The organism is Anaerobacillus sp. ABA4_114, from assembly GCF_056159065.1.
The window spans coordinates 2,378,153-2,401,689 of record NZ_JBSWUM010000001.1 but is presented as its reverse complement, the minus strand read 5'-3'; the positions used below and the strand labels follow the sequence as shown (position 1 = coordinate 2,401,689).

Sequence of the window (23,537 nt, the reverse complement as noted above, 5' to 3'; positions counted from 1 at the left end):
ATGAGTACTCATGAGAGCACTGAACACGTTTCAGAACACGATCAGAGTCACCTTGATATTCACCATAAGATTGCACATGAAAAGGAATTTAAACAGCAAATCGTCTCTTTCATCATGATGATTTTCATCACGATGCTTGCATTTGTTGCAGTTGCAAGTGATGCGATTTCAGATTCATTTACGGTTATCTTTATCATGATCCTTGCAGGAATCCAATTGGTATTCCAGCTGTATATGTTCATGCACTTAAGCCACAAAGGGCACCAATACCCAGCATGGGGAATATTCTTTGGAGTATTCGTTGCAGGTACGTGTGTTGTAGCGCTTATGGGAATGATCTGGTAAATGTAATACTAAGAAGCTGCTCATTTAATGAGCAGCTTCTTTTTATACAAAAAAAGAAACGCGAACGAAGCGCGTTTCTATAATTTAAAATTGATTTTTATCAAGCCAGCTTCTCTTGCTGAATTAAATGCGATGAGAATGATCGGCCCGATTATAAAGCCCATGATTCCTAAAAGTTTAAGCCCGATATACATCGAAATTAAAGTGGATAATGGAGACAAGCCGATGTGTTGTCCCATTACTTTAGGTTCCACTGTACGTCTTATTACGAGGAGAACGATGGCGAGAATAGCTAATTGACTACCCATCGTAATATCGCCTGATATAAAGTAGTACAGTGCCCAAGGACCAAGAATAACGATCGATCCGATTATTGGAATGAAATCGATCACCCAAATGATGAATGCCATCAACAGAGCTACCTTTGGCGCGATCATCAATAGACCGATTAAACTGACGACAAAAATGATTATACTTACTAAAAATTGAGCTTTGAAAAAGCCAAAGATGACATATGACAAACGACCCGTCATAAATTGAACCTTTTCAGCTGTCTGCTCGGAAAGGTATGAATAAGCTTGTTTTTTTAATTTAGGTAGTTCCATTAAGAATAAAAATAGCGCGATAAGATAAACAAGAATACTGACTAGGTAATTAGGGATGCCAGTTACAAACACTGTAATGATTTTAAGGTAATCGATACTACTAATTTTCACTTTTAAATTTTCAAGAAATTGTTCGATTTGAAAAGTGAATTCCTGAACAAATTCAGGCGGAAAATTCTTAGATACGCTATACATATTTGCTTCTACGCTCTCCCACATTTGAGTAATGTTTTGTATGTACATGGGAGAATTTTCAACAATATCAATGCCTTCAGTAACGACTTTGGTCACTAAAAAGTAACTGATTAGTGAAATCATTATTACGAAGAGAGTAAATACGATCGTAACAGGGAGGGCCCTTTTTAATTTGGTTCGTTTCTTAAGTAAACGAACGGCTGGATCTAAAGCAAGTGCTGTAATGAATGCTAGTATTAAGGGAATCGATACTGGCAAGATCCAGAATGTAATCAATGCAAGGATTACGATAAATAATACGATTAATAAGAAGCGTTTTGAGAGGAACTTTGGCAATCTTGTTCTCCTTTCTAGACCTACCATCTTCTTTTATTATAGTACGGAAGGGGATCGTTTACCAGTAAGAGAGATGAATTTTCATAGAGCATAATTTGTTTTATCACCCACATATAATTAAGAAGAGACTTACGAAAAGGGGGAAGTTTTCATCATGAAGAAACCTGGAGTATACGGAACCCTGTCTATTTCTGAAACGGTTATCGATGTTATCATCGGTGTAGTTGTAGCTGAGACAGATGGTGTTGAGCAAATTCAGTCTAATGTAAAGCGAACCTTGAGGCGAATCGTAGGAAAGCGTAAGTCGTATTCAGACGAGACGACGGATGAAAATGAGGGACTTTCGCTAAGTGTTGAAATAGGGATAAAGTTTGGTGAGTGCATACCTCTAGTTTGTTTTTCGCTTCAAGAAAGGATTAAACAAGAAGTAGAACAGATGACAGGTTTTCAAGTCAATGACATCAACATCGTCGTGTCATCATTGATTATGGAAGATGATAAAGAAATATAAAAAAGCCCCTCACAAATACTGAGCATTGATGCTAGTATCTGATGAGGGGGTTTTGTTTTATTTATTTCGAGATAAACATTTGTGTCCAATAGTGACCGTAAGATCCGCCGGACACATAACCTACTCCGATGTGAGTATAACCCTTGTTCAAAATGTTTTTACGGTGCCCTTCACTATTCATCCAGGCTGTTACAACTTCTTGTGGTGTGGATTGACCAGCGGCGATATTTTCACCGGCACTACGATAAGAAACACCGAAATTTTTCAACATTTGAAAAGGTGATCCATAAGTCGGAGATGTATGAGAAAAATAATTCTTGTCTCTCATATCCGCAGACTTATACCTCGCTACACGTGCAACTTCCCAGTCCCACTTAAGTGGAGCTAATCCGTATTTGGAGCGCTCCTGGTTCGTTAAATCCATGACCTGTTGTCCTACGTCCTTTGATTCATTGATCGAAGGGTTACCTGTAGGGATGTTTACTCTGTCTCCAGGGTAAATCAAATCCGGGTTTTCAAATTGAGGATTCGCGCTGATGATTTCACTTAGTCCGATTCGATAACGTACAGAAATCTTCCAAAGCGTATCTCCGGATTTTACGGTGTATGTAGTTTGACCAAAGGCTGTATCCGGGGTGAAGATTCCAGCAGTTAAGAAGAGTGCGAGGAACATCGCAACTGATAAATATCTCTTCATCGTTTCATCTCCTTTCAATAGGTAGTGTGACCAGAAAGGTGAAAAATACCACGATTTTCTATCAAATTTTTGAAAAAAGTATTAAATGTTTAAATAGTGTGGAGAGACTAATAAAGAATCTGGTATAATGCTTAGAGCTAAGTAAACGTTGCAACCACGCAGTCCGTTATACTATTATTAAGTGTGGAAGGGTTGCGAACTATTAAAGGAGGCAAACATTAATGAAATTCGATAAGACAGGACTTGAGTCCACAATTGTTCAATTTTCTATATTGGACCACATCATGCATGAAAACGATTTAGTACTAGCAGGACAGTGGGATTATGAGCGAGTTACATATGATTATAAATTTGAAGATATGACAAATGGTGATGTTTACTATCTAAGAGTACCTGGCGTTGCGATCGAGGGCGAAGTAGAGTCTGCACATGCTGTCATTAAGCTTGGTAAGCCTTATCTTGGAAAGCATTACTATCCACATGGTGTTGAGTACGACGAAGAGTTCCCTAAAAACATTTTGAACACGTGCTATAAGAAGCTTGATATGCTTCGAGATGAGCTTGGAGCTGCTTTACAGAAAAGCATGGTCTCAGTTGCAGAGGTTGCAAAAAACGTTACACCTTGTAAGAAAGAAGATAGCACGAGTAACGCAGCTAAAATTATGAAAGACGAGCACGTTACGATGGTACCTGTCGTCGATGAGAGCAGTCGTTTAGTTGGAATCGTGACTGATCGTGCGATCGCAGTGAGTGGAGAGCCTGGATCTAAGGTTGAAGATGTGATGGAGAATCCTCCGATGACACTATCTCCTAATATGAAGCCGGAAGAAGCAGCTAGAATTATGAACGAACATCGTCTAACTGAACTTCCAATCGTAGAAGAAGAAAAGTTTGTCGGACTAGTATCATACTTTAATCTGAAAGAACATATAAACGCATAACATTAGAAGAGCCTATATGGCTCTTCTTTTCTATTTCAGACGACCACAAATCAATAAGATTGCGGAAGAGGTACCGTTTGAGGCATAATGATTACAATAAATTGGAGGCGGTACGATGATAAAAAATGGTGTTCGCATCGTATTATTGATCGTTTTAGTTGTGGTCACGATTGATGCTTACAATAAGATTGAATGGGATCGTGTTCTTCCAAAAGTTGATCAATTTATTACCGAAGAAAAATTTGTTTTAGAAGAAACAGTGCCTGATAAACCTGTAAACGAAGAGCCAATCGAGCTTAAAGGGGTCGAAACGTGGATGGGTGAAGGTGTGTCCTCCCTTAAACAAGAGCTTGGAGAGCCGGATCGAATCGACCCTAGCTCTTATGGATATGATTGGTGGATTTATGAACAATCGAATGCAGCTTACCTTCAAGTAGGTATACAAGAAGAGAAGGTCGTAACGGTCTTTTTTATGGGAGATATTCAAGCAGGAGAACATTATCCAATCGGTGAGCAAAAAGAGACGGTATTTACAGACCGTTCTCCAACAGAGGAAGTTTCAATGAACGTAAAGGGAAGCGTCTATCGCTTTCAATTAACGAGTGAAGAACAATCATTAAAACCCCTAATAAAAATCAACGATGAGCTGTACGCTCAATATTATTTTGATAAGTTTAATGGAAAACTTGTAGCTGTAAGACTCGCGAACCCACAAGTGTTAGCTGTTCATAGGCCGTACGCTGTATCTTATAGAGGGCAGCTGTTAGAAGCTGCTGATCTATCAGAAGAACAGTGGGTACAAGTACAGGATGCGAGAGAAAAGCAAGTGTATGCCATGACCAACGTCATTCGTCATCAGTTCGAGGTAGCATCACTCGCATACAATGATGATGTTTCGACAGTCGCATTAGGTCATAGTAAGGACATGCATGACAACGGTTATTTTTCTCACACATCACCTTCGAAAGGTGAATTATCAGATCGACTCAAAAAAGGAGACGTTCTCTATAGCTATGCAGGAGAAAATATCGCTGCTCGCTATCCTGACGCAGGTGCAGCGATGATCGGATGGTTAAATAGTAAGGGGCACCGAGAAGCCCTGTTAAATAAAGAGTTCACAGAAATAGGTGTCGGCGTATTCAGGGAGTACTATACCCAAAACTTCATCAAGCCTTTTTAAAGACGATGATGAAAGTACCGGTGGCCATCGCAACGATCTTTTGGTCGCCTTTATAAACATTCGCCTTCACTACCCACCTCGTATCACTTTTGAAAATAGCATGTGCTTGGCATCTGAGTTCATTTCCTGTTCCACTAGACAGGAAATGAATTTTCATCTCTGATGTAACTGCTGCTTGTTCTGCTGGCAGAGATTGATGCACTAAAGACCCCATAGCAATATCCATAAGAGAAGCCGTTATTCCTCCATGTGTAATGTTGAGCGGATTATGAACGAGTTTTCGGTTAGGAATGATGCTTTCATATGTATCCTCATCGATCAATCGACTGCTGATTCCCATAAAAGCAGCCAAATATGTTTTGTATCGACCTTCATGTTTTCGTTGAACATCTTCTAATAAAGAGAGCAAAGCTTCTTTTGATTCTTTATCAGAATGCTGAATCATCGCATTTATTTGTGATTGAAGTTGTTGATCTAATTTGTCCATTCGGCATCCCTTCCTATTTTGATATGAAGTACTTATTTATCTTATCAATAATAGAGCAACTGACCAATAAAATAGGCGCACATTTATGAAAAGTCTAATTATGATGTAGTAAGGTCGTGTAAGAAAGGGAGGGGACGAATATGCCTGAAGCAAAAAAGCTGCCAAACCCAAAAGTTCAGGAATTTAAATCGTTCGTCAAAGCGCATCCTCACGTCATTAAAAAGGTTAAAAGTGGTGAGAAAACGTTACAGGATCTTTTTGAGGAATGGGCATTGTTCGGTGAAGACGACGAGATGTGGCTAGATACAGAAAGCGATGAAAAAAACGAGTCAGAAGAAAAGGCTACATCAAAAACTGAAGGTACGATTGGAAATGTTCTCAATATGATCAAAGGGCTGAAATTTGATGAGGTACAGAGGAATATCGAGCAATTTAGCGGTGCTGTCTATTCGATACAGGAAGTCCTTTCTCAATTTCAATCAAAGCCTAAGCCGCCGCCGTACATTCATCACCAATCTCCGTTTCCATTCCGCCATGATTAGGAGGAGCGTACATGCGTGAAGAAGTGCAAGCATATCTGTCGACAAGACCCGATCTGCTTTTTTTCATCCGCAATCAGCCAGTTTGGTATCGCAGACTTAGTAGAGAACCGTATGCGTTAAAAGAATGTGAGGTTGCTTCAAAACAATTTTTTGGTCAAACGTTTCCACAAAAAGTAGATCGGTTTCAAAACCAATTAAATATGGTTAACACGATGTTAGCCTTAATGACCCAGCAAAATCAGTAGGGTCGTTTTTTTTATTATCATGAAAAGCCTAAACTTGGGCACACTCTAAACAAAGGAGTGTGTTTCGATTGAATTTTGTTGTGCACTATGGGAAACATGGACTTTTTATAGTACTAATGGTACTTTGCTGTATACCAGTCGTTGGTTTCGGTCAGTCGTATCAACAACCTTCTCAAAACCACCAAGAGTCGGAAACGGTTGTGGTGCATCATAAAGTGAAAGGTTCAAATGTATTTGTAGAATGCTTGATCCCTAATTTTACGTTTGATGATCGGAAAGAGACTAGTGAGCATAAAGGTTATATTGACGTGTATTTGAACGGAAAGAAATATCAAACGGAACATAAAGCAGCATTTATCGTACAGGGCTTACCAGAAGGGAAACACATGCTGAGATTAGACATCATGAGACCTGATGGAGGGCGTTACTTGTCTTTGAAAGAACTGAAAGTAACAATAAAATAAGCCTCGTAAAGAGGCTTATGATTGTTAAGATATTTGTTTGAACGGGTTTGTTGGTGGGACAACCGGATTGAATTGACTCTTCACATAATCATAAATAATGTTCTCTACTCGAATCCCCTGCTGGTTGAGTGCATGGTTTCCAAATAAACAGTTGAATTCTAAGAAATAAAACTTACCATTCGCCTGAACTAAGTCGAATCCAGCATGATTGATTCCTAGCGCTTTAGCTGTTTTCTCTACAAGTTCAATCGCTTCAGATGGGATGCTATGGAAAGAAAGTTTTCCTCCTTGAGCAACATTATTATGAAATGAATTATCCCCTATCCGCCAATAAGCGGATATGACTGAATCTCCTACATAAACCACTCTTAAGTCTTTTTCGATCGGTAAATATTCCTGAACATATAATACTTCATTTTTTTCACAGTAAGTGAGAAAGTCTTTTTCATTTTGTATTAAAAATACACCTTTCCCCATCGAGCTACGAGCTTCTTTCGCAACGAATGGAAAAGGAAACGTATCTAATATGAGTTGTATCGATTCCTTAGAACGACCTCTGATTTCTGTATATGGTGTAAGGTCTTGTGAGAGTGACCAAAAAGCTCTAGTCATTTCTATTTTATCAAAGCCTAGTTGGATGGATTGAATGGAAGGGAAAATGTTCTTTTGTAATCCATAGACGAGAGAGTTGACTTGCCAGTTTTCAGGAAAAAGCAAAACATCTGAAGCCCTGATGTCTTGAATTCTTTTAAACATATGATCTGGTTTAATATAAGAAACTCCTGGGATCCCTAACGTGCGGAAAGGGTTAAATGTAAGAAGGTTCACTTGTTCTTTATCTTCCTTTCTAAGATGAAAAAACATAAATCTAGAAAATTATAGATTTTAATACAGGTTAAGTCAATACCTAATTTTAGGAAACTTTGAAGGGATTTGTATGACAACACTGGTCATGTGCTTCACATAGGTGGTAGAATGAAAGCGGAGGTGTAATGATGATTGCTACTCTCGATAGTGTAATGATTTTAGACAAGGCAGAAGACCTTGGTTTATCGATAAAAGATTCAGAAGTTGCTCATGAGTATAATGAAGCTCGTAGAGCACTTCAAAAAGATAGAGAGGCACAGCGCTTGATCAAGCATTTTTCTGAGATGAAGGATCTTTACGACGAAGTTCAGCGTTTCGGTAGATATCATCCAGATTATATGACGATTACTGTGAAGGTTAGGGAAGCAAAGCGGGACATGGATCTTCATGATACGGTTGCTGAGTTTAAGAAAGCAGAAACAAACCTTGAGAACTTACTCGTCGAAGTGTGTACGCTACTAGCTGGTGAGGTGTCTCCTTCCATTAAAGTACCATCAGGGAATCCTTTCTTCGATAATCAATCATGTGGCGGCGGCTGCGGTTCAGGCGGTAGCTGCGGTTGCGGCTGACCAGAGCATTTGCTCTGGTTTTTCAATTTCTAAATCGAATACAGTCAGGGCACAAGTTCCCACAGCAAAACATCTTTTCTTGAGGAACGAGAAAGCGAACCCGATAGACGAGTAAGGTGTCATCACTACGTACGAACGAATATTCCATCTGAAGTCGTTTACCACGCATAACCTTTGCAGCTAATAGTTTGATCGATTCTTCAATCGTACCTTTGATCACAGAATGGTTTGTTGTAATATAAAGGAAAGGTATGCCTGTGATGGTTGCTTTATAAACGTACGTGATACTTTCTTCATTCGATAAGAGATCTAAAAATGAATTCCATGTTTCATTAAGGTTCACATGATCGCATCCTTTCTATAGTGATAGAGTATCCAACCTAGCATCAAAATGTCCAATCTTGCGGATGGAACTCATCCATGCTAGATTTATAACAAGAATTTATAAGCAAAGGGGAAGCACGTTATGTTTGTAGAACGAGTTGGCTTAGCAGTGTATATTCAATCGCTAAAGCACGCGAAGCAGTTAAGAAGGTTTGGAAATGTTCACTACGTTTCTTCAAAACAGAAGTATGTCGTGCTATACATAAACTACGATCAGCTCGAAAGCACGAAGGAGCGGTTGCAATCTCTTCACTTCGTCAAGCGTGTTGAACCTTCTAAACGACCTGAAGTACGCACCGAATATCAAAATGCAAAGCCTGATAAGGCAAAACAATACGATTATAAAATGGGTCTGTAGAAAGTCATCCTATGGGTGACTTTTTTATTTTGACAAAATGCAGATGTATTGATTGTTTCGGGTGTCGAAGTTTATAATGGTCAAGTCAAAGGATGTGTAACCATGAATAACTGGAAACGAAACGTTTGGATATTGTTCATTTGTCAATTCCTAGTCCTTGGCGCTATGACGATGATTATGCCTTTTCTTCCTCTTTATCTCCAAGAACTTGGAGTTGAAGGTGAGAAGCAAATTAGCATATGGTCAGGTGTCATCTTCGGTGCTAACTTTTTAACTGCTTTTTTATTTTCCCCATTCTGGGGACGTGTGGCAGATCGACACGGACGAAAGCTTATGGTGCTTCGTTCAGGATTCGGTATGGCTGTCGTCATTATATTGACCGGGTTTGCCACAGGTCCCTTTGAATTGCTTGGATTACGATTACTAAATGGAGTTGTTTCAGGATTTATTCCTGCATCGATCGCGTTAGTCGCTACGAACACACCAAAACAACACGTTGGTTATGCTCTTGGTACACTTAATTCAGGTGCAGTTGCAGGTGCAATATGCGGCCCGCTTTTTGGTGGACTTATGGCAGAAGCGTTTGGGTTCAGAATGATCTTTAACTTAACAGGAATATGTATCTTATTTGCCGCTGTAGTTGTATTGTTCCTTGTTAAGGAAGAGACCAAACCAGATCCTGAAGCGAAAGTTGAAAGAAGTAATGCGATAAAAGATTTTAAGAGAGTTACGATTCACTCTCCGATGCTCTCATTATTCATCGTAGGGTTTCTCGTGCAATTTGCTCTACTCGGCATGAATCCGTTGATTCCATTGTTTGTTCAAAAGCTCGCTTCAGGTGAGAACGTTGCTTTGTTTGCTGGAATCGCAACATCTGTCATGGGTATCGCAAACATGGTAGCTTCTCCAAAGCTTGGAAAGATGGGAGATAAGAAAGGATCGCAATATGTACTTTATTATTCGCTCATCGGAGCAGCGATCTTCTCGATTCCACAGGCATTCGTGCAAGAACTATGGCAATTGATCGCGTTGAGATTCCTTTTAGGTCTTTGCATTGGAGGGCTATTGCCATCGGTCAACTCTCTTGTAAAACGGTTATCACCTGCTGGGATGGAGAGCCGAACGTACAGCTTTTCAAATAGTGCCATTTATCTTGGTAACCTTCTTGGTCCGATTACAGGTGGGTGGATTGTTGCTGGTTTTGGTACGAGAGGACTCTTTATATTTGCTGGGATCATATTATTAATAAGCGTGGTCTATGTGAAGCGTAGAGTACTACCGATCTTAAACCGAAAGCAAACCGTCTATCAAACGAATGAAGTTCCTTCATAAAAAGCAGAAACCTTTTATGGTTTCTGCTAAATTTGTTGAAAAACTATAAAATTTAGCTCCCTATAACGTAGGAGTTTGAATACCTCTTGCTTTCCTGTGGACGAACGCCTGGGTTAGGACAAAAACCCTCGGAGCCTCGATCGACCGTTTGACGACGGGAGGCAAGTGGTATTCACTCCTACTAGAGTACATAGAAACCAAGTGAAACTTTCCGACCTATTATCCTAACAAATCTTTATTGTCGTCATTTGTTTTAATTGAAAATTCTCAAGATAACGCGGATTGGAGCGGAAGGATGCTCGACTCCTGCGGGATCAGCGGGACAGGTGAGATCCCACAGGAGCGTAAGCGACGAGGAAGCTCACCGCCCGCCCCGCGGAAAGCGAGCATCCTGGAGCGGAAATCACTACTATTCCGTCACAGATAGCTCCTAAGACAACATCAACACCTAGAGCAGAAATCTTTTCAGGTTTCTGCTTTTTACTGCATAGGTGGAATCAGATTGTTCATGCGAAGAATTCCGATAATGTGATTATAGTAGATCTCCACTTCGTTAAACTCATCCGATGGCTTGACCTCAAGAGGGACGATCGGGAGTGAGAGTTCTTCGCTAAGTTCTTCAAACATCTTAAGGCGTTGAACAGAGGGCTCTTTGGCAGGTATGCCTTCACGACATATATAAAGAGGCTGTAGATTTCCTTCTCCTGCAGACTTTAATACGACGACGGGAGAGACGACCTTTCGCTCATGTTTCGTTGTATGTAGTAACAAAAGACGGTGAACTCTGTGGGAATTTGTTCTTGCAAGTTCAACTAACTCATAAATATCAGAATAACCTTCTCCAAGTTCTATGAAACGTTGTATCATGTTTGTTGCTCCTTTCCTTGTCTTAGAAATCCTCTCATAATGTAGCATGAAATTTAAATGATGGAAAGGATGAAGCGTTTCCATTAAAATGAGAAGAAAGGAGGTTTTTCCATGGGATCGATTCTGCTCTTTGCGACTGTAATAGGGATACTGCTCTATTTGTACTGGAAAGGTAGAAACGCTAAAGAAGAAACCATCGATAAAAACCTCATCCAAGGAATCATCATTGCTGATATTTTAGCAGCTCTGGTCATTCATGGTGTGATAACGAGTGCAGAAGCTGACTTTTTATCTAACTCGTCGTTATCAGAAGTAGAAGAGTATGTGATTCAAAATACGAATTTAACAAAAGATGAGTTTGGTGAATGGATTCATCACGATTGGGATGGGATCCAAGCGATCGATTTACCGCTAGATTTAGATCCGGGGTGACACAAAAATACCCGCAGGAAATCATTCCTGCGGGTGCCTTAAACCTAATGGTTAAGGCAAATGGGAGAGGAGAAACCGGAGGAAGAACTTATGGGGAAACGTAAGTCTTCTCCGCGGTTGACAGCATCATTAACCTGGTAAGATGCTGCTATAGTTAGTATCGCCATCCACTATGCGTTTATACATTAATTTTAGCTTTCACTTTTTTTATGGTAGGATAGGTAGGAATATGGAAACGATAAGGTTGTGAACGAGATGAGAATTATAGCAGGAACATGTAAAGGTAGGCACATAAAGCCCGTTCCAGGCATGAATACTAGACCTACAACTGATAAAGTAAGAGAAGCCATCTACAATATGGTGGGTCCTTTTTTTGAAGGTGGACTTGCGCTCGATCTATATGGTGGAAGTGGGGCTTTAGGAATTGAAGCCTTGAGCCGAGGAGTAGAAAAATGCATCTTCGTTGATCGTGACAGTAAAGCGATCGAAACGATCAAGTGGAACCTTGATCAAACAGGATTTACAGAATCAGCTGAAGTGTTTCGTAACGATTCAAAAAGAGCTTTGAAAGCACTCTTGAAGAGAGAAGTAACGTTCTCCCTCGTATTGCTAGATCCTCCATATCATAAGGAGAAGATCGTGGAAGACCTTGATAAGTTATCGTCTTATGGGCTACTTGAAGAGAATGCGACGATTGTTGTTGAGCATCTTAAAGAAGTAGATCTTCCTGAAGAACTTGCAGATTTAACGCTTACTAGAAAAGAAACATACAGTGGAAAAACAACCATTTCAATCTATACATATAACCAGTCGGATGTTGAGAGGGAGGAATAGTCATGGGTAAGATTGCAGTATGTCCAGGTAGTTTTGACCCCGTTACGTTTGGACACCTTGATATCATCAAGAGAGGTGCAAGAGTTTTTGACAATATCAAAGTCGTCGTTCTTAACAATCAAAGTAAATCAACTTTGTTTTCTGTAGAAGAGCGGGTAGAATTGATTAAGGAAGTAACAAAAGATATCGAGAATGTAACAGTTGATTCGTATCAAGGCTTATTGATCGATTATGCAAAACAAGTTGGTGCTTCTACAATCCTTCGTGGTCTGCGTGCCGTATCTGATTTTGAATATGAAATGAAGATCGCTTCAATCAATCGAAAGCTAGAAGACGAGATCGAAACATTCTTTATGATGACGAACAATCAATATTCCTTCTTGAGTTCGAGCATTGTAAAAGAGATAGCAAAATACCATGCACCTGTATCCGATCTTGTACCTGAGATTGTTCAGGATGCGTTAAGAGAAAAATATGCAGGATCCCCGTTAGAATAACGGGGCTTTTTTCTACTGAAGGAGTATATTACTGTATTTGAATTCTCATACGGCGAATGGATAAGATGACAAATGTAATGAGAGCAAACAATGTGAGCCATGAACCCGTTCGTTCGAAAAAAACGTATAGTATATCGATGATTGAGCTTGAGTTTTCTGTGTGAAAAACCGGCAATGTTTTAGTGCCTTCTGATAACCAGTCTATGTAGATTGGCTTCCAGAGTAAAAGGGTCAGCCCCATCGCAAATACGCCGTGCAGTAACCTAGCAAAGAAAAACGGTTTGAAGCGAATGTCAGTATCTGCAAGAATACTAGCGACCTGGGCTTGAACAGAGAAGCCATTGAAGGCAAGAACAAAACTCGCGACCATCGTTTGCTGCATTAAGTGAGCATTACTTTCGCTAATCAACCTACTGCCAAGCGTTATCTCAAATAAACCTGATAAAAGCGGAGTAGCAAGGGTTGGAGATATGTGTAGGGTTATCAGAATAACGTTCACAATGCTTGCAACCAATGAAGTAAATCCGATGACGCTTAGCAGTTCATTGATCACAGAAAATAATATGATGAACCCACCTACCATCAATAATGTTTTGATCGATGAATGAACGGCGTCTCCCATCATTTTTCCAAATGGTCTGTCGTCGTATAAGCGAGTTTCATGTAACGCTTTAAATGCTCTCGGGAGCCTTCCTAAAGGGGAACGTTCATAGCTTTTCGTGAATCGATCCTCTGATCTATGGAAACGCATGACGAGTCCGACAAGGATATTTCCGATGTAATGTGCAGCTGCTAGTAGAATTCCGAGCGATGGATTATGGAAGAAACCAACAGCTACAGCTGCAAAGATAAACAATGGGTTCGAACAATTCGTAAACGAAACGAGTCTTTCTCCTTCGATCGCTGTAATGTCATTATTGTGTCTAAGGTGGGCTGTATATTTCGCTCCGGCCGGAAATCCTGAAGCAATCCCCATTGCCCACACAAAAGCACCTGAACCTGGGACGCGAAAGAGAGGACGCATCAATGGCTCTAATAATACGCCGATAAACCGTACGACTCCGATCCCTATCAGTAGTTCAGATATGATGAAAAAGGGTAATAATGAAGGAAAGACAATGTTCCACCACATGGAAAGACCGCTTTTCGAAGCGTTGAGCGTATGTTCCGGCAGGAGGATGATCGAAAGTGCAATGATGGTCATCGAAGAAGCGAGAACTATTGTTTTAAGCACTTGTGTGTTCACTAAAGCATCCCCCCAGTACTGGCCATCGAGACAGTATTGTATGTATGAATGTGTAAGAAAACATGTCCGCTAGTTAAAATATACGTATTTGTGGAACAATTAGACCATATGATTAAGCAGGTATAGACGGGAGGATCTCATGATGGACCGTCCTAAGGTTGGGTTAGCTCTAGGCTCAGGAGGAGCAAGAGGCTTTGCACATTTAGGTGTTATAAAAGTACTTGTTGAACAAGGTGTTCCAATTGACTATATCGCAGGAAGCAGTATGGGATCACTCGTTGGGGCTATCTATGGATCTGGCCATAAGGTAGAGACGATGGTGAAGATGGCATCCCTTTTCAAACGCAAATACTATCTCGATTTTACCGTGCCAAAAATGGGATTTATTACTGGGAACAAAGTGAAGAATTTAATTCGAACACTTACGCATGGTAAACAGCTTGAAGATCTAGATCCTCCTCTCGCTGTCGTAACAACGGACTTAATTAAAGGGGAGAAGGTTGTCTATCGGACTGGATCAATTGCTGATGCCGTTCGTGCAAGTATCGCGATCCCAGGAATTTTCACACCTGAAAAAATTGGAGATCGATTGCTTGTTGATGGTGGTGTCATTGACCGTGTTCCTGTTTCAGTGGCAAGAGAGATGGGAGCAGATCTCGTTATTGCAGTAGACGTTTCCGATGTGAAAAAGGAATCGGACGTCACCTCGATCTTTGATGTGATCATGCAGAGCATCGACATCATGCAAAACGAAATGGTACGACTTCACGAGATCAACGCGGATGTGATGATTAAACCACGACTTGAATCGTTTCATTCACGGTCGTTCACGAATTTACAGGACATCATAAAAATTGGAGAGGAAGAAGCTTTTCGCCACCTCGATGCTTATCATGCCGCGGTGGAAGAGTGGAAGGAGAAAAATAAATGAACCGGACTACCAAGAGATTTAGCATCGTATGGGCTGTGATCATCATTTTGGTCGCAGCGTTTACGTTTATTGATTTGCCGTACTATGTCACTACACCTGGGGAAGCAAGAGAGCTCGATGATGTGATCAAAGTGGACGGAGGCTCTGCTGATGAAGGGGAGTTTATGCTCACGACTGTACGGGTTGGAGAAGCCAATATCATTCAGTACATCTGGGCACAGTTCAACCAGTATCATGAATTGATCTCTGAAGATATGATCAAGCGTGAAGGCGAGTCAGATGAGGAATATCATGAACGTCAGCTTGAAGTGATGGCTGGTTCTCAAACGAACGCAACGATCGTAGCGTATCTAGCAGCGGATCGTTCAATCACGATCAACAATCAAGGTGTTCTCGTAACAGGTGTCGTTGAAGGGATGCCGGCTGATGGAAAGCTAGAGCCTGGAGACCTCATTACAGGTGTAGATGGTGAGAAGATAGAAAAGACGAAACAACTTTTAGATATGCTTTCGGAATACAGCGAATCTGATACCGTCGTCATCACATTCAAACGTGATGAAGAAGAGCGTGATGTCGAAGTAGGGTTTGATACATTTCCTGAACGATTTAATACAGAGGATGGAAAAGTGGGGATAGGAATCACAGGCCCCGTCACAGCGAAAACGATTAAAACGGACCCAACGATCGACATTAACACAGATCAAATCGGAGGTCCATCTGCTGGACTAATGTTCTCGCTTGAAATCTATAACCAACTTACAGAAACAGATTGGACAAAAGGACATAAAATCGCTGGAACAGGGACGATCACAGAAGATGGAGAAGTAGGCCCGATCGGGGGCATAAAGCAAAAGGTGGTTGCGGCTGATGGTTCAGGAGCCGATATATTCTTCGCGCCTGTGGCACATTCAAATTATGAAGATGCGTTAGAGGCAGCAGAGGATATTAAAACAAAGATGAAAATCGTACCTATTGAAACATTTAAGGATGCTTCTGATTATTTAAAACAACTAGAAAAGAAATGATTTTTAAATTGTATAAAAACCTGTCGAGAAAAGGAAATTCTCGACAGGTTTTTTTGCTTCTTATGTGAGCGTGATCTAGATCATTATAGGTGATGAGGTAAATTCTTTTTTTAGGAACGCTTCTTGATCACTTCTATCGAAACCTAGCGCGTACACTTCGCTCACCTTTTTTTCAATATCTAAAAAAGAATGATTGAATTGGTTGATGTTTGCAACTAACGGAATCGTTAGTGATGACTTCACTTTATTTAAATACATGCGACCAGCGCTAGACATCCCGAGCAACCTAAGGTAGGGTGCATCTGTGTGCAGAGCAGGCTTCATGTCGTCCTTAACGGTATTCGTTAAAATATGTAGTGCAAATCGCTGTAGTCGAGTCCACGTGTAGCGTTTTGTTTTAACGGCTTCCATGAACGACATAAAATCTGCAGATGCCTTCGCTGCAGAAACAAGGCGGTTCTCAAGGCCTTCCTCAGCTTCGTAAATCATCTTAAGTTCTTTCTGTGAGCTCGTTAAGAGTTTGTATCGAAGAAATGGATAAAGTCGATGCCAGCCATGATACTTGTTATGCGATCGATAGAACCGATCCAGTTCATGATATGTAGGTTCAGGGACAAAAGCTTTAACATTTTGGGGTCCGAGATCTTCAGATAGTAGCTCTTTTCGTATAGCAGTAGCACTCGCGATCTTTTTATCTGTAAACGACTCTTCATGGTAACCTGCTTTTGTTCGTAAGATGGTCTGAGCTTGAATATGCGACTTTTGCTCGTCAATCGCTTTCACGTATTGATAGCCAAGGATATTATTTGGTAATGATAAGTCTAGAACTGTCTCATGGTCTTTTAATGATTGAAAGGCAAGAGAAGCTGCTTTTGGGTAGCTATTTCCTTCGCTCATGAACAGCTGTATTTTTTCATTGTAGTCTTTGTCGTTTTCTTTTATGAAGGACATCGTTTTCTCAAAGTCTTGAATAAGCCCAGCTTCGCTTCCAAAGCATAGTTCATCTACTCCGATTGCGGTTAACAGAGAAACGGCACCTTTTGCGAAAACTTCCGCTTTTTGGGTAGAGTATACATAGGGAAGTTCGATCACAAGATCGATTCCGTTCTCTAGTGCCATCTTCGTTCTACTCCATTTATCAACTAGTGCAGGTTCACCTCTTTGAAGAAACGACCCACTCATCACTGCAATGACGATGTCGGCACCCGTTGTTTTCTTCGTTTCTTCCAAATGGTAGAGGTGGCCATTATGGAAGGGATTGTACTCAACAATAACGCCAGCTGTTTTCATCATAAAGCTCCTTTCATCTATTAGTGGAAAGGCGGTCCATATGTAAGAGTTGAACTCAAGGTTTTTTCTCTGGTATGATAAACATTATACCAGATTTGGATTCTCACAAAGTGGTGTAAAGAAAAAATATTGACATTTGCTTATTTTGTAGCTATAATACTTTTGTTGCCTTGAGGTGATAGACAGATGAAATGGTCAGTAGATCAGTTGAAGTCCTTCAAACAGAAAGGACTTACAATTGACGAGTTAGTTAATGTAGAGGAACTTAAGAATGAAGAAACACAGATTCGAGAAATTACACCCGTGCACGTTACCGGCGAGACTTCGTTTCACGGTAATAAAGTTACCTTTCATCTTACCCTAAAAGGCAAGATGGTACTACCATGTGCGAATACGCTCGAAGATGTTGATTTCCCTTTCGTACTTCATCCATTAGAAACGTTCGTGCTCGAACCGAACACATCTGGGATGGATTACGAAGAAGATGATGAAGAAATTCATCAAGTTTCGGGAAATACGGTTGACTTAGTTCCGTATATTAAGGAAAATATACTTTTGGAGATTCCTATTCGTGTTGTAAAACATAGTTCGGAATCCGATGAAATGCAAAACAAATCCGGCAAAGGATGGGAAGTTGTAACACACGAGGAAACGGAAGAGAAGATCGATCCTCGTTTGGCCGGTTTAGCTGATCTCTTTAATGAAAAGAACGATAAATAGACCGGACAACTTTCAAGAGATTATTTAACTTTTTAAGGAGGTGGAAACGATGGCAGTACCAGCTAGAAGAACTTCTAAAACACGTAAAAACAAGCGTCGTACTCATTATAAACTTGAAGTACCAGGAATGGTGAAATGCCCTAACTGTGGCGAATTCAAACTTTCTCACCGTGTATGTAAAGAGTGTGGAAATTACAAAGGTGAAAACGTTGTGAGCAAGTAAGCATACAACACGTTTGAAACAGAGAGAGAAATCTCTCTGTTTTTTTATACCTTATTTTAGAAGTAGGGGTGACACTGTGAGTCTATTAGTTGAAAAAGTTAACCGTGCAGCCGTTCTAACGATCAATCGACCGAATCAACGAAATGCGATCAATCATCAAGTCATGGACGAGTTAAGAGATGCGATTCGTGATGCTGAATCGGACCAATCGGTTTCATATATTGTCATTACAGGCACAGGAGATCGAGCATTTTGTGGTGGAGGAGATGTCGCTTCATTTGTCTCCCTTCGTACCAAAGATGATGCGTACCCAATGCTGCGAAAGATGGGGGACGTTCTTGAAGAGTTGTTTTTCTGTAAGAAGCCAACTGTTGCACTATTGAATGGTCATGCAGTAGGTGGAGGGTGTGAACTAGCGGTTGCGTGTGATTATCGCATTGCTCGTAGCGGTGTCACGATTGGGTTTATACAAGGATCAATCGGAATAACGACTGGCTGGGGTGGATCCGTATATGCGATGGAAAGATTGAATTCAACTGTCGCTATGGAAATGTTGATGAGTGGAAAACGTTACTCACCTGAAGAAGCCAAGGAGCTAGGTTTTCTAACTTACATAATGAAAGAAGAGAATTGGAAAGTGGAAGCTCAAGGAGTGATTGAAAATCTCTTACCTCATTCCTCGCAAATATTGGAAACGTATAAACAGCATTGGTTAAACTCATTGGATCGAAACTCTATCACAAGCCGGATCGAAAAGGAAATTCTTGCATGCGCCACTCTATGGGAGTCTGAAGAACATCACCTCGCAGTAGAAAAATTTCTAAATAAAAGATAGCGCTTTCTAAGAAATCTGAAAAATTATAGCTTCTAAAATTCTACTACTTCTATCAGACGCATAAGATGACTGTAAAAAGTTTATTTTAGGGGGGATTGCGTTTGGTACCCATTCGTCAGGATGCTTGGTCAAAGGATGAAGATGTATTACTAGCTGAAGTCGTCTTAAGGCATATCCGAGAAGCGAGTACACAGCTTGCTGCGTTTGAGGAAGTAGGGAAGAAACTATCAAGGACGCCTGCAGCTTGTGGTTTCAGGTGGAATTCGCTTATTCGGAAACAATATGAATCTGCTATCGTTCTTGCCAAAAAGCACCGTAAGGAACAGAAAAGAAGTGGTCTTTACAACGAGCCAAAAAAAGAATCAGAAGGGAATCATGATCAAGATAGCATTGCTATGATTGATGAAGCGATTAGAATCCTTGTCCAAACAAAGTCTTGCATTACTAGTGTGAGCGGGTTAGAAGAATCTTATAAAGAGATATTAATGGAAAATGAACAGCTAAAACAACAGCTCTTACAAATCGAAAAGGAATATGTCATGGTTCAAGAGGACTATCAATCTTTATTGGAGATTATGGAGCGAGCAAGGAAAATGGTTGTTTTTAAAGATGAGGATCAGGGGAACATACGGTTTCAAATGGATTCTAATGGCAATCTAGAGAAAGTAAAGAAATAGGAACAGCCCACGATGGGCTGTTCCTATTTTTTATACATCCTGCTCTGTAACACCTTCAGGATACCAAACATACGGGTTCTCTCCGCGGTCACGTTCTGGATTGTACGTAACGGCTTCAAACCCCATCTTCTCCCAAAACTGACTAGAACCTTGTCTTGCGTTTGTTTTTACTGGTAGGTTAAATGTTTTTGCGAAATTTACGAGTGTTGATCCATAATCCCGATCATGGTATTGAGGGAGTACCTCTAGCTTCCAGAGCTCCAAGTAATCTTGTGGTGGATCGAAGTATCTGTCATACTTCGCATCGATTCGATATAAGCTCATTCTAGCAACTAGCTTGTCGCCAAAATAGATGCCGTAGAACGGTGATTCACTATCATTTTCGATGATGTTGTCTTGTAAGTCTTCCATCATCGATAGTTCTTGGATTCCATACTCTTTAAATTTCTTGAACTCTTCTAGAGTTTTGTAATTGATCACAAGTGGTCTTACTGTTAAATCTACCATCATGGTGCCCCCTCCGTCGTAGTTACAAATTCCTCTCTTTTTCTAAAAGAAAAGGTTCTTTCCTCAATTATAACCGAAAACACGAAACTTTTCTTCATTTCGAAAAACAAAATATAAAAGGAATTATTTGAATATTTGTTGAAACGTGACGGTGAATTAATGATATGATTAATGTAAGGGTTTTCAACCTGTATATTGTGCTGGGAAGGGAGAGGTATTGTGAAAAAGATATTAATAGCAAATCGCGGTGAAATTGCAGATCGCATTATTCGAACATGCAGCAGGCTAGGAATCGAAACGGTCGCTGTGTACTCTAGTGCTGATAAGGATATGCCATATGTAAGAAATGCGACACATGCGCATGAAATAGGAGATCCTCCAGCTGCAAAGTCATATTTAAATCAAGATGAAATTATTCGAGTTGCTGAAGAAGAGAAAGTAGATGCCATTCACCCAGGGTATGGATTTTTATCCGAAAATGCCTCATTCGCAAGAAGAATAGAGGAAAAAGGAATCACGTTCATTGGACCATCAGCTGACGTTGTGGAAGCGATGGGTGACAAGATCACGGCAAGGAAAACGATGATCGATGCAGGTGTACCAGTTGTACCTGGGAGCACGGAAATCGAAGACGCAGAAAAGGCAATCGCTTATGCGAATGAAGTAGGCTATCCCGTCATGCTTAAGGCTGCCGCTGGCGGCGGTGGAATCGGGATGCAGCGGTGTGAGAATGACGGTGACTTAGAAAAAGCATTCTCCTCGAGTCAGAATCGTGCCAAGGCTTATTTCGGCAACGGTGCGATGTTTGTAGAGAAGTTTATCGATGAAGCACGTCACATCGAAGTCCAAATCGTTGGTGATCACCACGGAAACATCGTACATCTTTATGAAAGAGATTGCTCGATTCAAAGAAGGAACCAAAAAGTTGTTGAGGAAACGCCTTCTCCATTTATATCACCTGAAACGCGTAATAAGATCGGAGAAGCGGCGGTCAATGCGGCTAAACAAGTTAACTATACGAATGCGGGTACAGTCGAGTTTGTCATGGACGGAGAAGAGAACTTCTATTTCCTTGAGATGAATACGAGATTACAAGTTGAACATCCGATAACGGAAGAAACAAACGGCGTCGATCTTGTTGAATGGCAGCTATTGATCGCTGAAGGTAGAGCTTTACCTCTAGCACAAGAAGAGATTTCTCCAAGCGGTCATAGTATCGAGTTCCGTTTATATGCTGAAGATCCGAACACGTTCATGCCTTCACCAGGTAAGATCGAGTCGCTCGAATTTCCGGAAGTAGATGGAATCAGAATTGACGGTGGCTACGAAAGTGGATCGACGGTATCACCTTTTTATGATCCGATGATCGCAAAGATCATTGCGAGCGGCGAGAATCGTAAGGAAGCTTTGGAGATTGCTAGAACATTTTTTAGCAAATTCCAACTTAAAGGGATTAAGCATAATGGACCTTTGTTTGAGAATCTACTGCAAGAATCTGATTTTCAGAATGGTCACTACACAACAGCATACTTATCTAAAAAACTAGCTCACAAAAAATAACTAACAAAAGGGGTATGACAACTATGAACGAAATTAAATCATCAATGGCAGGTACAGTTTTAAACGTAATGGTATCTGAGGGAGACTCTGTTACGTCTGGACAAGAACTTGTAATGTTGGAGTCCATGAAGATGGAGATTCCTGTTGAAGGTTCTGAAGATGGAACTGTGGCAGAAGTAAAAGTAACGATCGGTGATTTTGTAAACGAAGGCGATGTACTCGTTACAATTAAGTAGGTCAAATTGCTGAACGAGCGCTCAATCTAATGAAATGAAGGAGGTTCATCATGAATCATCTTGAAGAGTTTCTAGAAAATAAATCGAAAGAAATAGAATCTGGTGGTGCAGAGAAGTACCACCAAAAACTGAAAGAAACGAACAAAATGTTCGTACGTGACAGGTTGAATTTACTGTTCGATAATGGTCAGTACACGGAAGACGGTAAATTTGCAAACAATCTTGCGAGCGACCTTCCTGCAGACGGCGTCGTTACCGCGATTGGGAAAGTAAACGGTGAAAAAGTATGTGTGATGGCGAACGACTCTACCGTTAAAGCAGGGTCCTGGGGAGCGAGAACAGTAGAAAAGATCATTCGCATTCAAGAAACAGCGATGAATCTCAAAGTGCCGATCTTGTATCTTGTTGATTCAGCCGGTGCAAGAATTACTGATCAGCTAGAAATGTTTCCTAACCGAAGAGGAGCAGGCAGAATTTTTCACAATCAAGTGAAGATGTCTGGCATGGTTCCGCAAATCTGCTTGTTGTTTGGACCGTCAGCTGCTGGTGGGGCTTACATACCTGCTTTTTGTGACATCGTGGTGATGGTAGATAAAAATGCGTCTATGTACCTTGGCTCACCACGTATGGCTGAAAAGGTAATCGGTGAAAAAGTATCGCTCGAAGAAATGGGTGGTGCGAAAATGCACTGCAGCAAGAGCGGATGTGGAGATGTTCTCGCAGATAATGAAGAGCATGCGATCCAACTTGGTCGTCAGTACTTAAGCTACTTTCCGGGCAACTTTCATAAAAGAACGCCTGAACTAGAAGGGAAGCTGCCTTCATTAGAAAAATCGATTACAGATATTGTTCCAGAAAACCAAAATGCACCTTTTAATATGTATGATTTAATCGATGCACTAGTAGATGGAGATAGTTTTTTCGAAATGAAGAAATTGTTCGCTCCTGAGTTGATCACTGGTTTCGCTCGAATCGATGGAAAAGTTGTTGGTCTCATCGCGAATCAGCCAAAAGTAAAGGGTGGGGTTTTATTCGTAGATTCAGCTGATAAAGGCGCTAAGTTTATTCAGCTCTGCGATGCGTACCACATTCCGCTCGTTTTCCTTGCAGATGTACCAGGATTTATGATCGGTACAAAAGTAGAGAGTGCTGGTATCATAAGGCATGGTGCAAAACTAATCGCCGCAATGAGTTCTGCAACGGTACCGAAAATTTCTGTTGTGGTTCGAAAAGCATACGGAGCAGGACTTTATGCGATGGCAGGACCTGCTTTCGAGCCGGACTGCTGTATCGCATTGCCGACTGCTCAAATTGCAGTGATGGGACCTGAAGCAGCTGTGAACGCGGTTTATGCTAATAAAATAAATGCGATTGAAGATCCAAAAGAACGTATTGAATATGTGAAAGAAAAGCATCAGGAATATAAGGAACACATTGATATTTACCGACTTGCGTCTGAATTGATCGTTGACGATATCGTTCCTGGTAATGAACTAAGAGAAGTGCTCGTCGATCGATTATCTTACTACGAGTCAAAAGAGATGAGTGCGCCTGATAAGAAACACCCTGTTTATCCAGTGTAATAGAAGAAAAAGATCC

General features: G+C 40.7%; 31 protein-coding genes and 1 pseudogene. 23 read left to right on the top strand and 9 right to left on the bottom strand.

The genetic code is table 11. From position 1 onward, the window contains the following. Positions 1-345 carry a cytochrome C oxidase subunit IV family protein gene (locus tag ACXAEY_RS12155; protein WP_270181750.1) on the top strand — a complete coding sequence of 115 codons (345 nt, stop codon included), beginning with the start codon at positions 1-3 and terminating at the stop codon, positions 343-345. A 77-nt stretch (positions 346-422) separates the two neighbouring features. Here the strand turns inward: ACXAEY_RS12155 and ytvI are convergent, their stop codons facing one another. Continuing rightward, on the bottom strand, positions 423-1,481 hold the full coding sequence (gene ytvI / locus ACXAEY_RS12150; RefSeq protein ID WP_270181751.1) for a sporulation integral membrane protein YtvI: 1,059 nt from the start codon (positions 1,479-1,481) through the stop codon (positions 423-425). Positions 1,482-1,635: 154 nt separating this feature from the next. Between ytvI and ACXAEY_RS12145 the strand changes: the two genes are divergently transcribed. Further along, positions 1,636-1,992 carry an Asp23/Gls24 family envelope stress response protein gene (locus tag ACXAEY_RS12145; RefSeq protein ID WP_270181752.1) on the top strand — a complete coding sequence of 119 codons (357 nt, stop codon included), beginning with the start codon at positions 1,636-1,638 and terminating at the stop codon, positions 1,990-1,992. A gap of 61 nt (positions 1,993-2,053) precedes the next feature. On the opposite strand, the gene safA is transcribed toward ACXAEY_RS12145, so the two are convergent. After that, positions 2,054-2,689, bottom strand: coding sequence for a SafA/ExsA family spore coat assembly protein (safA, locus tag ACXAEY_RS12140; RefSeq protein WP_270181753.1), 636 nt, complete (start codon positions 2,687-2,689; stop codon positions 2,054-2,056). Between the two features lie 221 nt (positions 2,690-2,910). On the opposite strand from safA, the pseudogene ACXAEY_RS12135 reads away from it, so the two are divergent. From ACXAEY_RS12135 to ACXAEY_RS12125, 3 genes and pseudogenes are all read left to right on the top strand, one after another. After that, a pseudogene (locus ACXAEY_RS12135) lies at positions 2,911-3,252 on the top strand (YugN family protein); the annotation flags it as partial. Beyond that, the gene (locus tag ACXAEY_RS12130; RefSeq protein WP_474814805.1) at positions 3,235-3,630 is read left to right on the top strand and encodes a CBS domain-containing protein; all 396 of its coding nucleotides are present in this window, start codon (positions 3,235-3,237) and stop codon (positions 3,628-3,630) included. The pseudogene ACXAEY_RS12135 and the gene ACXAEY_RS12130, both read left to right, overlap by 18 nt. Before the next feature lie 115 nt (positions 3,631-3,745). Continuing rightward, positions 3,746-4,810: a CAP domain-containing protein gene (locus ACXAEY_RS12125; RefSeq protein WP_474812213.1), complete on the top strand. Its 1,065-nt coding sequence runs from the start codon at positions 3,746-3,748 to the stop codon at positions 4,808-4,810. On the opposite strand, the gene ACXAEY_RS12120 is transcribed toward ACXAEY_RS12125, so the two are convergent. Next, complete coding sequence (locus ACXAEY_RS12120) at positions 4,797-5,297, bottom strand: PaaI family thioesterase (protein ID WP_474812212.1); 501 nt, start codon at positions 5,295-5,297, stop codon at positions 4,797-4,799. The two genes, ACXAEY_RS12125 and ACXAEY_RS12120, sit on opposite strands and share 14 nt — an antisense overlap. A gap of 140 nt (positions 5,298-5,437) precedes the next feature. Here ACXAEY_RS12120 and ylbD point away from each other — a divergent pair, with 140 nt between their 5' ends. The 3 genes from ylbD to ACXAEY_RS12105 all read left to right on the top strand — a co-directional run bounded on the left by ylbD (position 5,438) and on the right by ACXAEY_RS12105 (position 6,548). Then, positions 5,438-5,839 carry a spore coat protein YlbD gene (gene ylbD, locus ACXAEY_RS12115; protein ID WP_474812211.1) on the top strand — a complete coding sequence of 134 codons (402 nt, stop codon included), beginning with the start codon at positions 5,438-5,440 and terminating at the stop codon, positions 5,837-5,839. 11 nt (positions 5,840-5,850) lie between these two features. Further along, a complete protein-coding gene (locus ACXAEY_RS12110) occupies positions 5,851-6,084 on the top strand; it encodes a YlbE-like family protein (protein WP_270181757.1) in 234 nt (77 codons plus the stop codon). Positions 6,085-6,152: 68 nt separating this feature from the next. Continuing rightward, positions 6,153-6,548 carry a hypothetical protein gene (locus tag ACXAEY_RS12105; RefSeq protein ID WP_270181758.1) on the top strand — a complete coding sequence of 132 codons (396 nt, stop codon included), beginning with the start codon at positions 6,153-6,155 and terminating at the stop codon, positions 6,546-6,548. Positions 6,549-6,572: 24 nt separating this feature from the next. Here the strand turns inward: ACXAEY_RS12105 and ACXAEY_RS12100 are convergent, their stop codons facing one another. Next, positions 6,573-7,376, bottom strand: a complete 804-nt coding sequence (locus ACXAEY_RS12100) for an ATP-grasp domain-containing protein (RefSeq protein WP_474812209.1) — start codon at positions 7,374-7,376, stop codon at positions 6,573-6,575. 164 nt (positions 7,377-7,540) lie between these two features. Here ACXAEY_RS12100 and ACXAEY_RS12095 point away from each other — a divergent pair, with 164 nt between their 5' ends. Then, the gene (locus tag ACXAEY_RS12095) at positions 7,541-7,984 is read left to right on the top strand and encodes a YlbF/YmcA family competence regulator (protein WP_474812207.1); all 444 of its coding nucleotides are present in this window, start codon (positions 7,541-7,543) and stop codon (positions 7,982-7,984) included. A gap of 22 nt (positions 7,985-8,006) precedes the next feature. On the opposite strand, the gene ACXAEY_RS12090 is transcribed toward ACXAEY_RS12095, so the two are convergent. Continuing rightward, complete coding sequence (locus ACXAEY_RS12090) at positions 8,007-8,327, bottom strand: hypothetical protein (protein WP_474812204.1); 321 nt, start codon at positions 8,325-8,327, stop codon at positions 8,007-8,009. 123 nt (positions 8,328-8,450) lie between these two features. Here ACXAEY_RS12090 and ACXAEY_RS12085 point away from each other — a divergent pair, with 123 nt between their 5' ends. Continuing rightward, on the top strand, positions 8,451-8,726 hold the full coding sequence (locus ACXAEY_RS12085) for a YlbG family protein (protein WP_224881816.1): 276 nt from the start codon (positions 8,451-8,453) through the stop codon (positions 8,724-8,726). 102 nt (positions 8,727-8,828) lie between these two features. Then, the gene (locus tag ACXAEY_RS12080; RefSeq protein WP_474812203.1) at positions 8,829-10,058 is read left to right on the top strand and encodes an MFS transporter; all 1,230 of its coding nucleotides are present in this window, start codon (positions 8,829-8,831) and stop codon (positions 10,056-10,058) included. Positions 10,059-10,538: 480 nt separating this feature from the next. Here ACXAEY_RS12080 and ACXAEY_RS12075 read toward each other — a convergent pair whose 3' ends face one another. After that, a complete protein-coding gene (locus ACXAEY_RS12075) occupies positions 10,539-10,925 on the bottom strand; it encodes a DUF7147 family protein (RefSeq protein WP_270181763.1) in 387 nt (128 codons plus the stop codon). 111 nt (positions 10,926-11,036) lie between these two features. On the opposite strand from ACXAEY_RS12075, the gene ACXAEY_RS12070 reads away from it, so the two are divergent. From ACXAEY_RS12070 to coaD, 3 genes are all read left to right on the top strand, one after another. Beyond that, a complete protein-coding gene (locus tag ACXAEY_RS12070) occupies positions 11,037-11,357 on the top strand; it encodes a hypothetical protein (RefSeq protein ID WP_270181764.1) in 321 nt (106 codons plus the stop codon). Positions 11,358-11,603: 246 nt separating this feature from the next. Then, complete coding sequence (rsmD, locus tag ACXAEY_RS12065) at positions 11,604-12,191, top strand: 16S rRNA (guanine(966)-N(2))-methyltransferase RsmD (RefSeq protein ID WP_474812201.1); 588 nt, start codon at positions 11,604-11,606, stop codon at positions 12,189-12,191. A 2-nt stretch (positions 12,192-12,193) separates the two neighbouring features. After that, entirely contained in the window at positions 12,194-12,688 is a 495-nt protein-coding gene (gene coaD / locus ACXAEY_RS12060; protein WP_270181766.1) for a pantetheine-phosphate adenylyltransferase, read from the top strand. A gap of 28 nt (positions 12,689-12,716) precedes the next feature. Here coaD and ylbJ read toward each other — a convergent pair whose 3' ends face one another. Further along, the gene (gene ylbJ / locus ACXAEY_RS12055) at positions 12,717-13,934 is read right to left on the bottom strand and encodes a sporulation integral membrane protein YlbJ (RefSeq protein WP_270181767.1); all 1,218 of its coding nucleotides are present in this window, start codon (positions 13,932-13,934) and stop codon (positions 12,717-12,719) included. A gap of 142 nt (positions 13,935-14,076) precedes the next feature. Between ylbJ and ACXAEY_RS12050 the strand changes: the two genes are divergently transcribed. Together ACXAEY_RS12050 and ACXAEY_RS12045 are read left to right on the top strand one after the other, a co-directional pair. Beyond that, positions 14,077-14,865 (top strand): patatin-like phospholipase family protein, encoded by a 789-nt coding sequence (locus ACXAEY_RS12050; RefSeq protein WP_270182056.1) that lies wholly within the window; start codon positions 14,077-14,079, stop codon positions 14,863-14,865. After that, positions 14,862-15,890, top strand: a complete 1,029-nt coding sequence (locus ACXAEY_RS12045; RefSeq protein ID WP_474812197.1) for a SepM family pheromone-processing serine protease — start codon at positions 14,862-14,864, stop codon at positions 15,888-15,890. Before ACXAEY_RS12050 ends, ACXAEY_RS12045 begins: the two co-directional genes overlap by 4 nt. A 75-nt stretch (positions 15,891-15,965) precedes the next feature. Here the strand turns inward: ACXAEY_RS12045 and ACXAEY_RS12040 are convergent, their stop codons facing one another. Beyond that, entirely contained in the window at positions 15,966-17,180 is a 1,215-nt protein-coding gene (locus ACXAEY_RS12040) for a nucleotidyltransferase (protein WP_474812196.1), read from the bottom strand. Positions 17,181-17,366: 186 nt separating this feature from the next. Between ACXAEY_RS12040 and ACXAEY_RS12035 the strand changes: the two genes are divergently transcribed. From ACXAEY_RS12035 to ACXAEY_RS12020, 4 genes are all read left to right on the top strand, one after another. Continuing rightward, positions 17,367-17,900, top strand: a complete 534-nt coding sequence (locus ACXAEY_RS12035; protein WP_270181770.1) for a YceD family protein — start codon at positions 17,367-17,369, stop codon at positions 17,898-17,900. 49 nt (positions 17,901-17,949) lie between these two features. Continuing rightward, positions 17,950-18,123: a 50S ribosomal protein L32 gene (gene rpmF, locus ACXAEY_RS12030; RefSeq protein WP_048309912.1), complete on the top strand. Its 174-nt coding sequence runs from the start codon at positions 17,950-17,952 to the stop codon at positions 18,121-18,123. A gap of 76 nt (positions 18,124-18,199) precedes the next feature. Further along, a complete protein-coding gene (locus ACXAEY_RS12025) occupies positions 18,200-18,958 on the top strand; it encodes an enoyl-CoA hydratase/isomerase family protein (RefSeq protein ID WP_474812193.1) in 759 nt (252 codons plus the stop codon). Positions 18,959-19,059: 101 nt separating this feature from the next. Beyond that, complete coding sequence (locus ACXAEY_RS12020; protein WP_474812191.1) at positions 19,060-19,635, top strand: RsfA family transcriptional regulator; 576 nt, start codon at positions 19,060-19,062, stop codon at positions 19,633-19,635. Between the two features lie 30 nt (positions 19,636-19,665). Here the strand turns inward: ACXAEY_RS12020 and ACXAEY_RS12015 are convergent, their stop codons facing one another. Continuing rightward, positions 19,666-20,142 carry an N-acetyltransferase gene (locus tag ACXAEY_RS12015; RefSeq protein ID WP_270182057.1) on the bottom strand — a complete coding sequence of 159 codons (477 nt, stop codon included), beginning with the start codon at positions 20,140-20,142 and terminating at the stop codon, positions 19,666-19,668. Positions 20,143-20,361: 219 nt separating this feature from the next. Here ACXAEY_RS12015 and ACXAEY_RS12010 point away from each other — a divergent pair, with 219 nt between their 5' ends. The 3 genes from ACXAEY_RS12010 to ACXAEY_RS12000 are packed head-to-tail and all read left to right on the top strand — an operon-like array spanning position 20,362 to position 23,521. Further along, on the top strand, positions 20,362-21,702 hold the full coding sequence (locus ACXAEY_RS12010; RefSeq protein ID WP_474812188.1) for an acetyl-CoA carboxylase biotin carboxylase subunit: 1,341 nt from the start codon (positions 20,362-20,364) through the stop codon (positions 21,700-21,702). A gap of 23 nt (positions 21,703-21,725) precedes the next feature. After that, positions 21,726-21,938, top strand: coding sequence for a biotin/lipoyl-binding carrier protein (locus ACXAEY_RS12005; protein ID WP_474812186.1), 213 nt, complete (start codon positions 21,726-21,728; stop codon positions 21,936-21,938). Between the two features lie 50 nt (positions 21,939-21,988). Beyond that, entirely contained in the window at positions 21,989-23,521 is a 1,533-nt protein-coding gene (locus ACXAEY_RS12000) for an acyl-CoA carboxylase subunit beta (RefSeq protein ID WP_270181775.1), read from the top strand. Positions 23,522-23,537 lie beyond the last annotated feature (16 nt).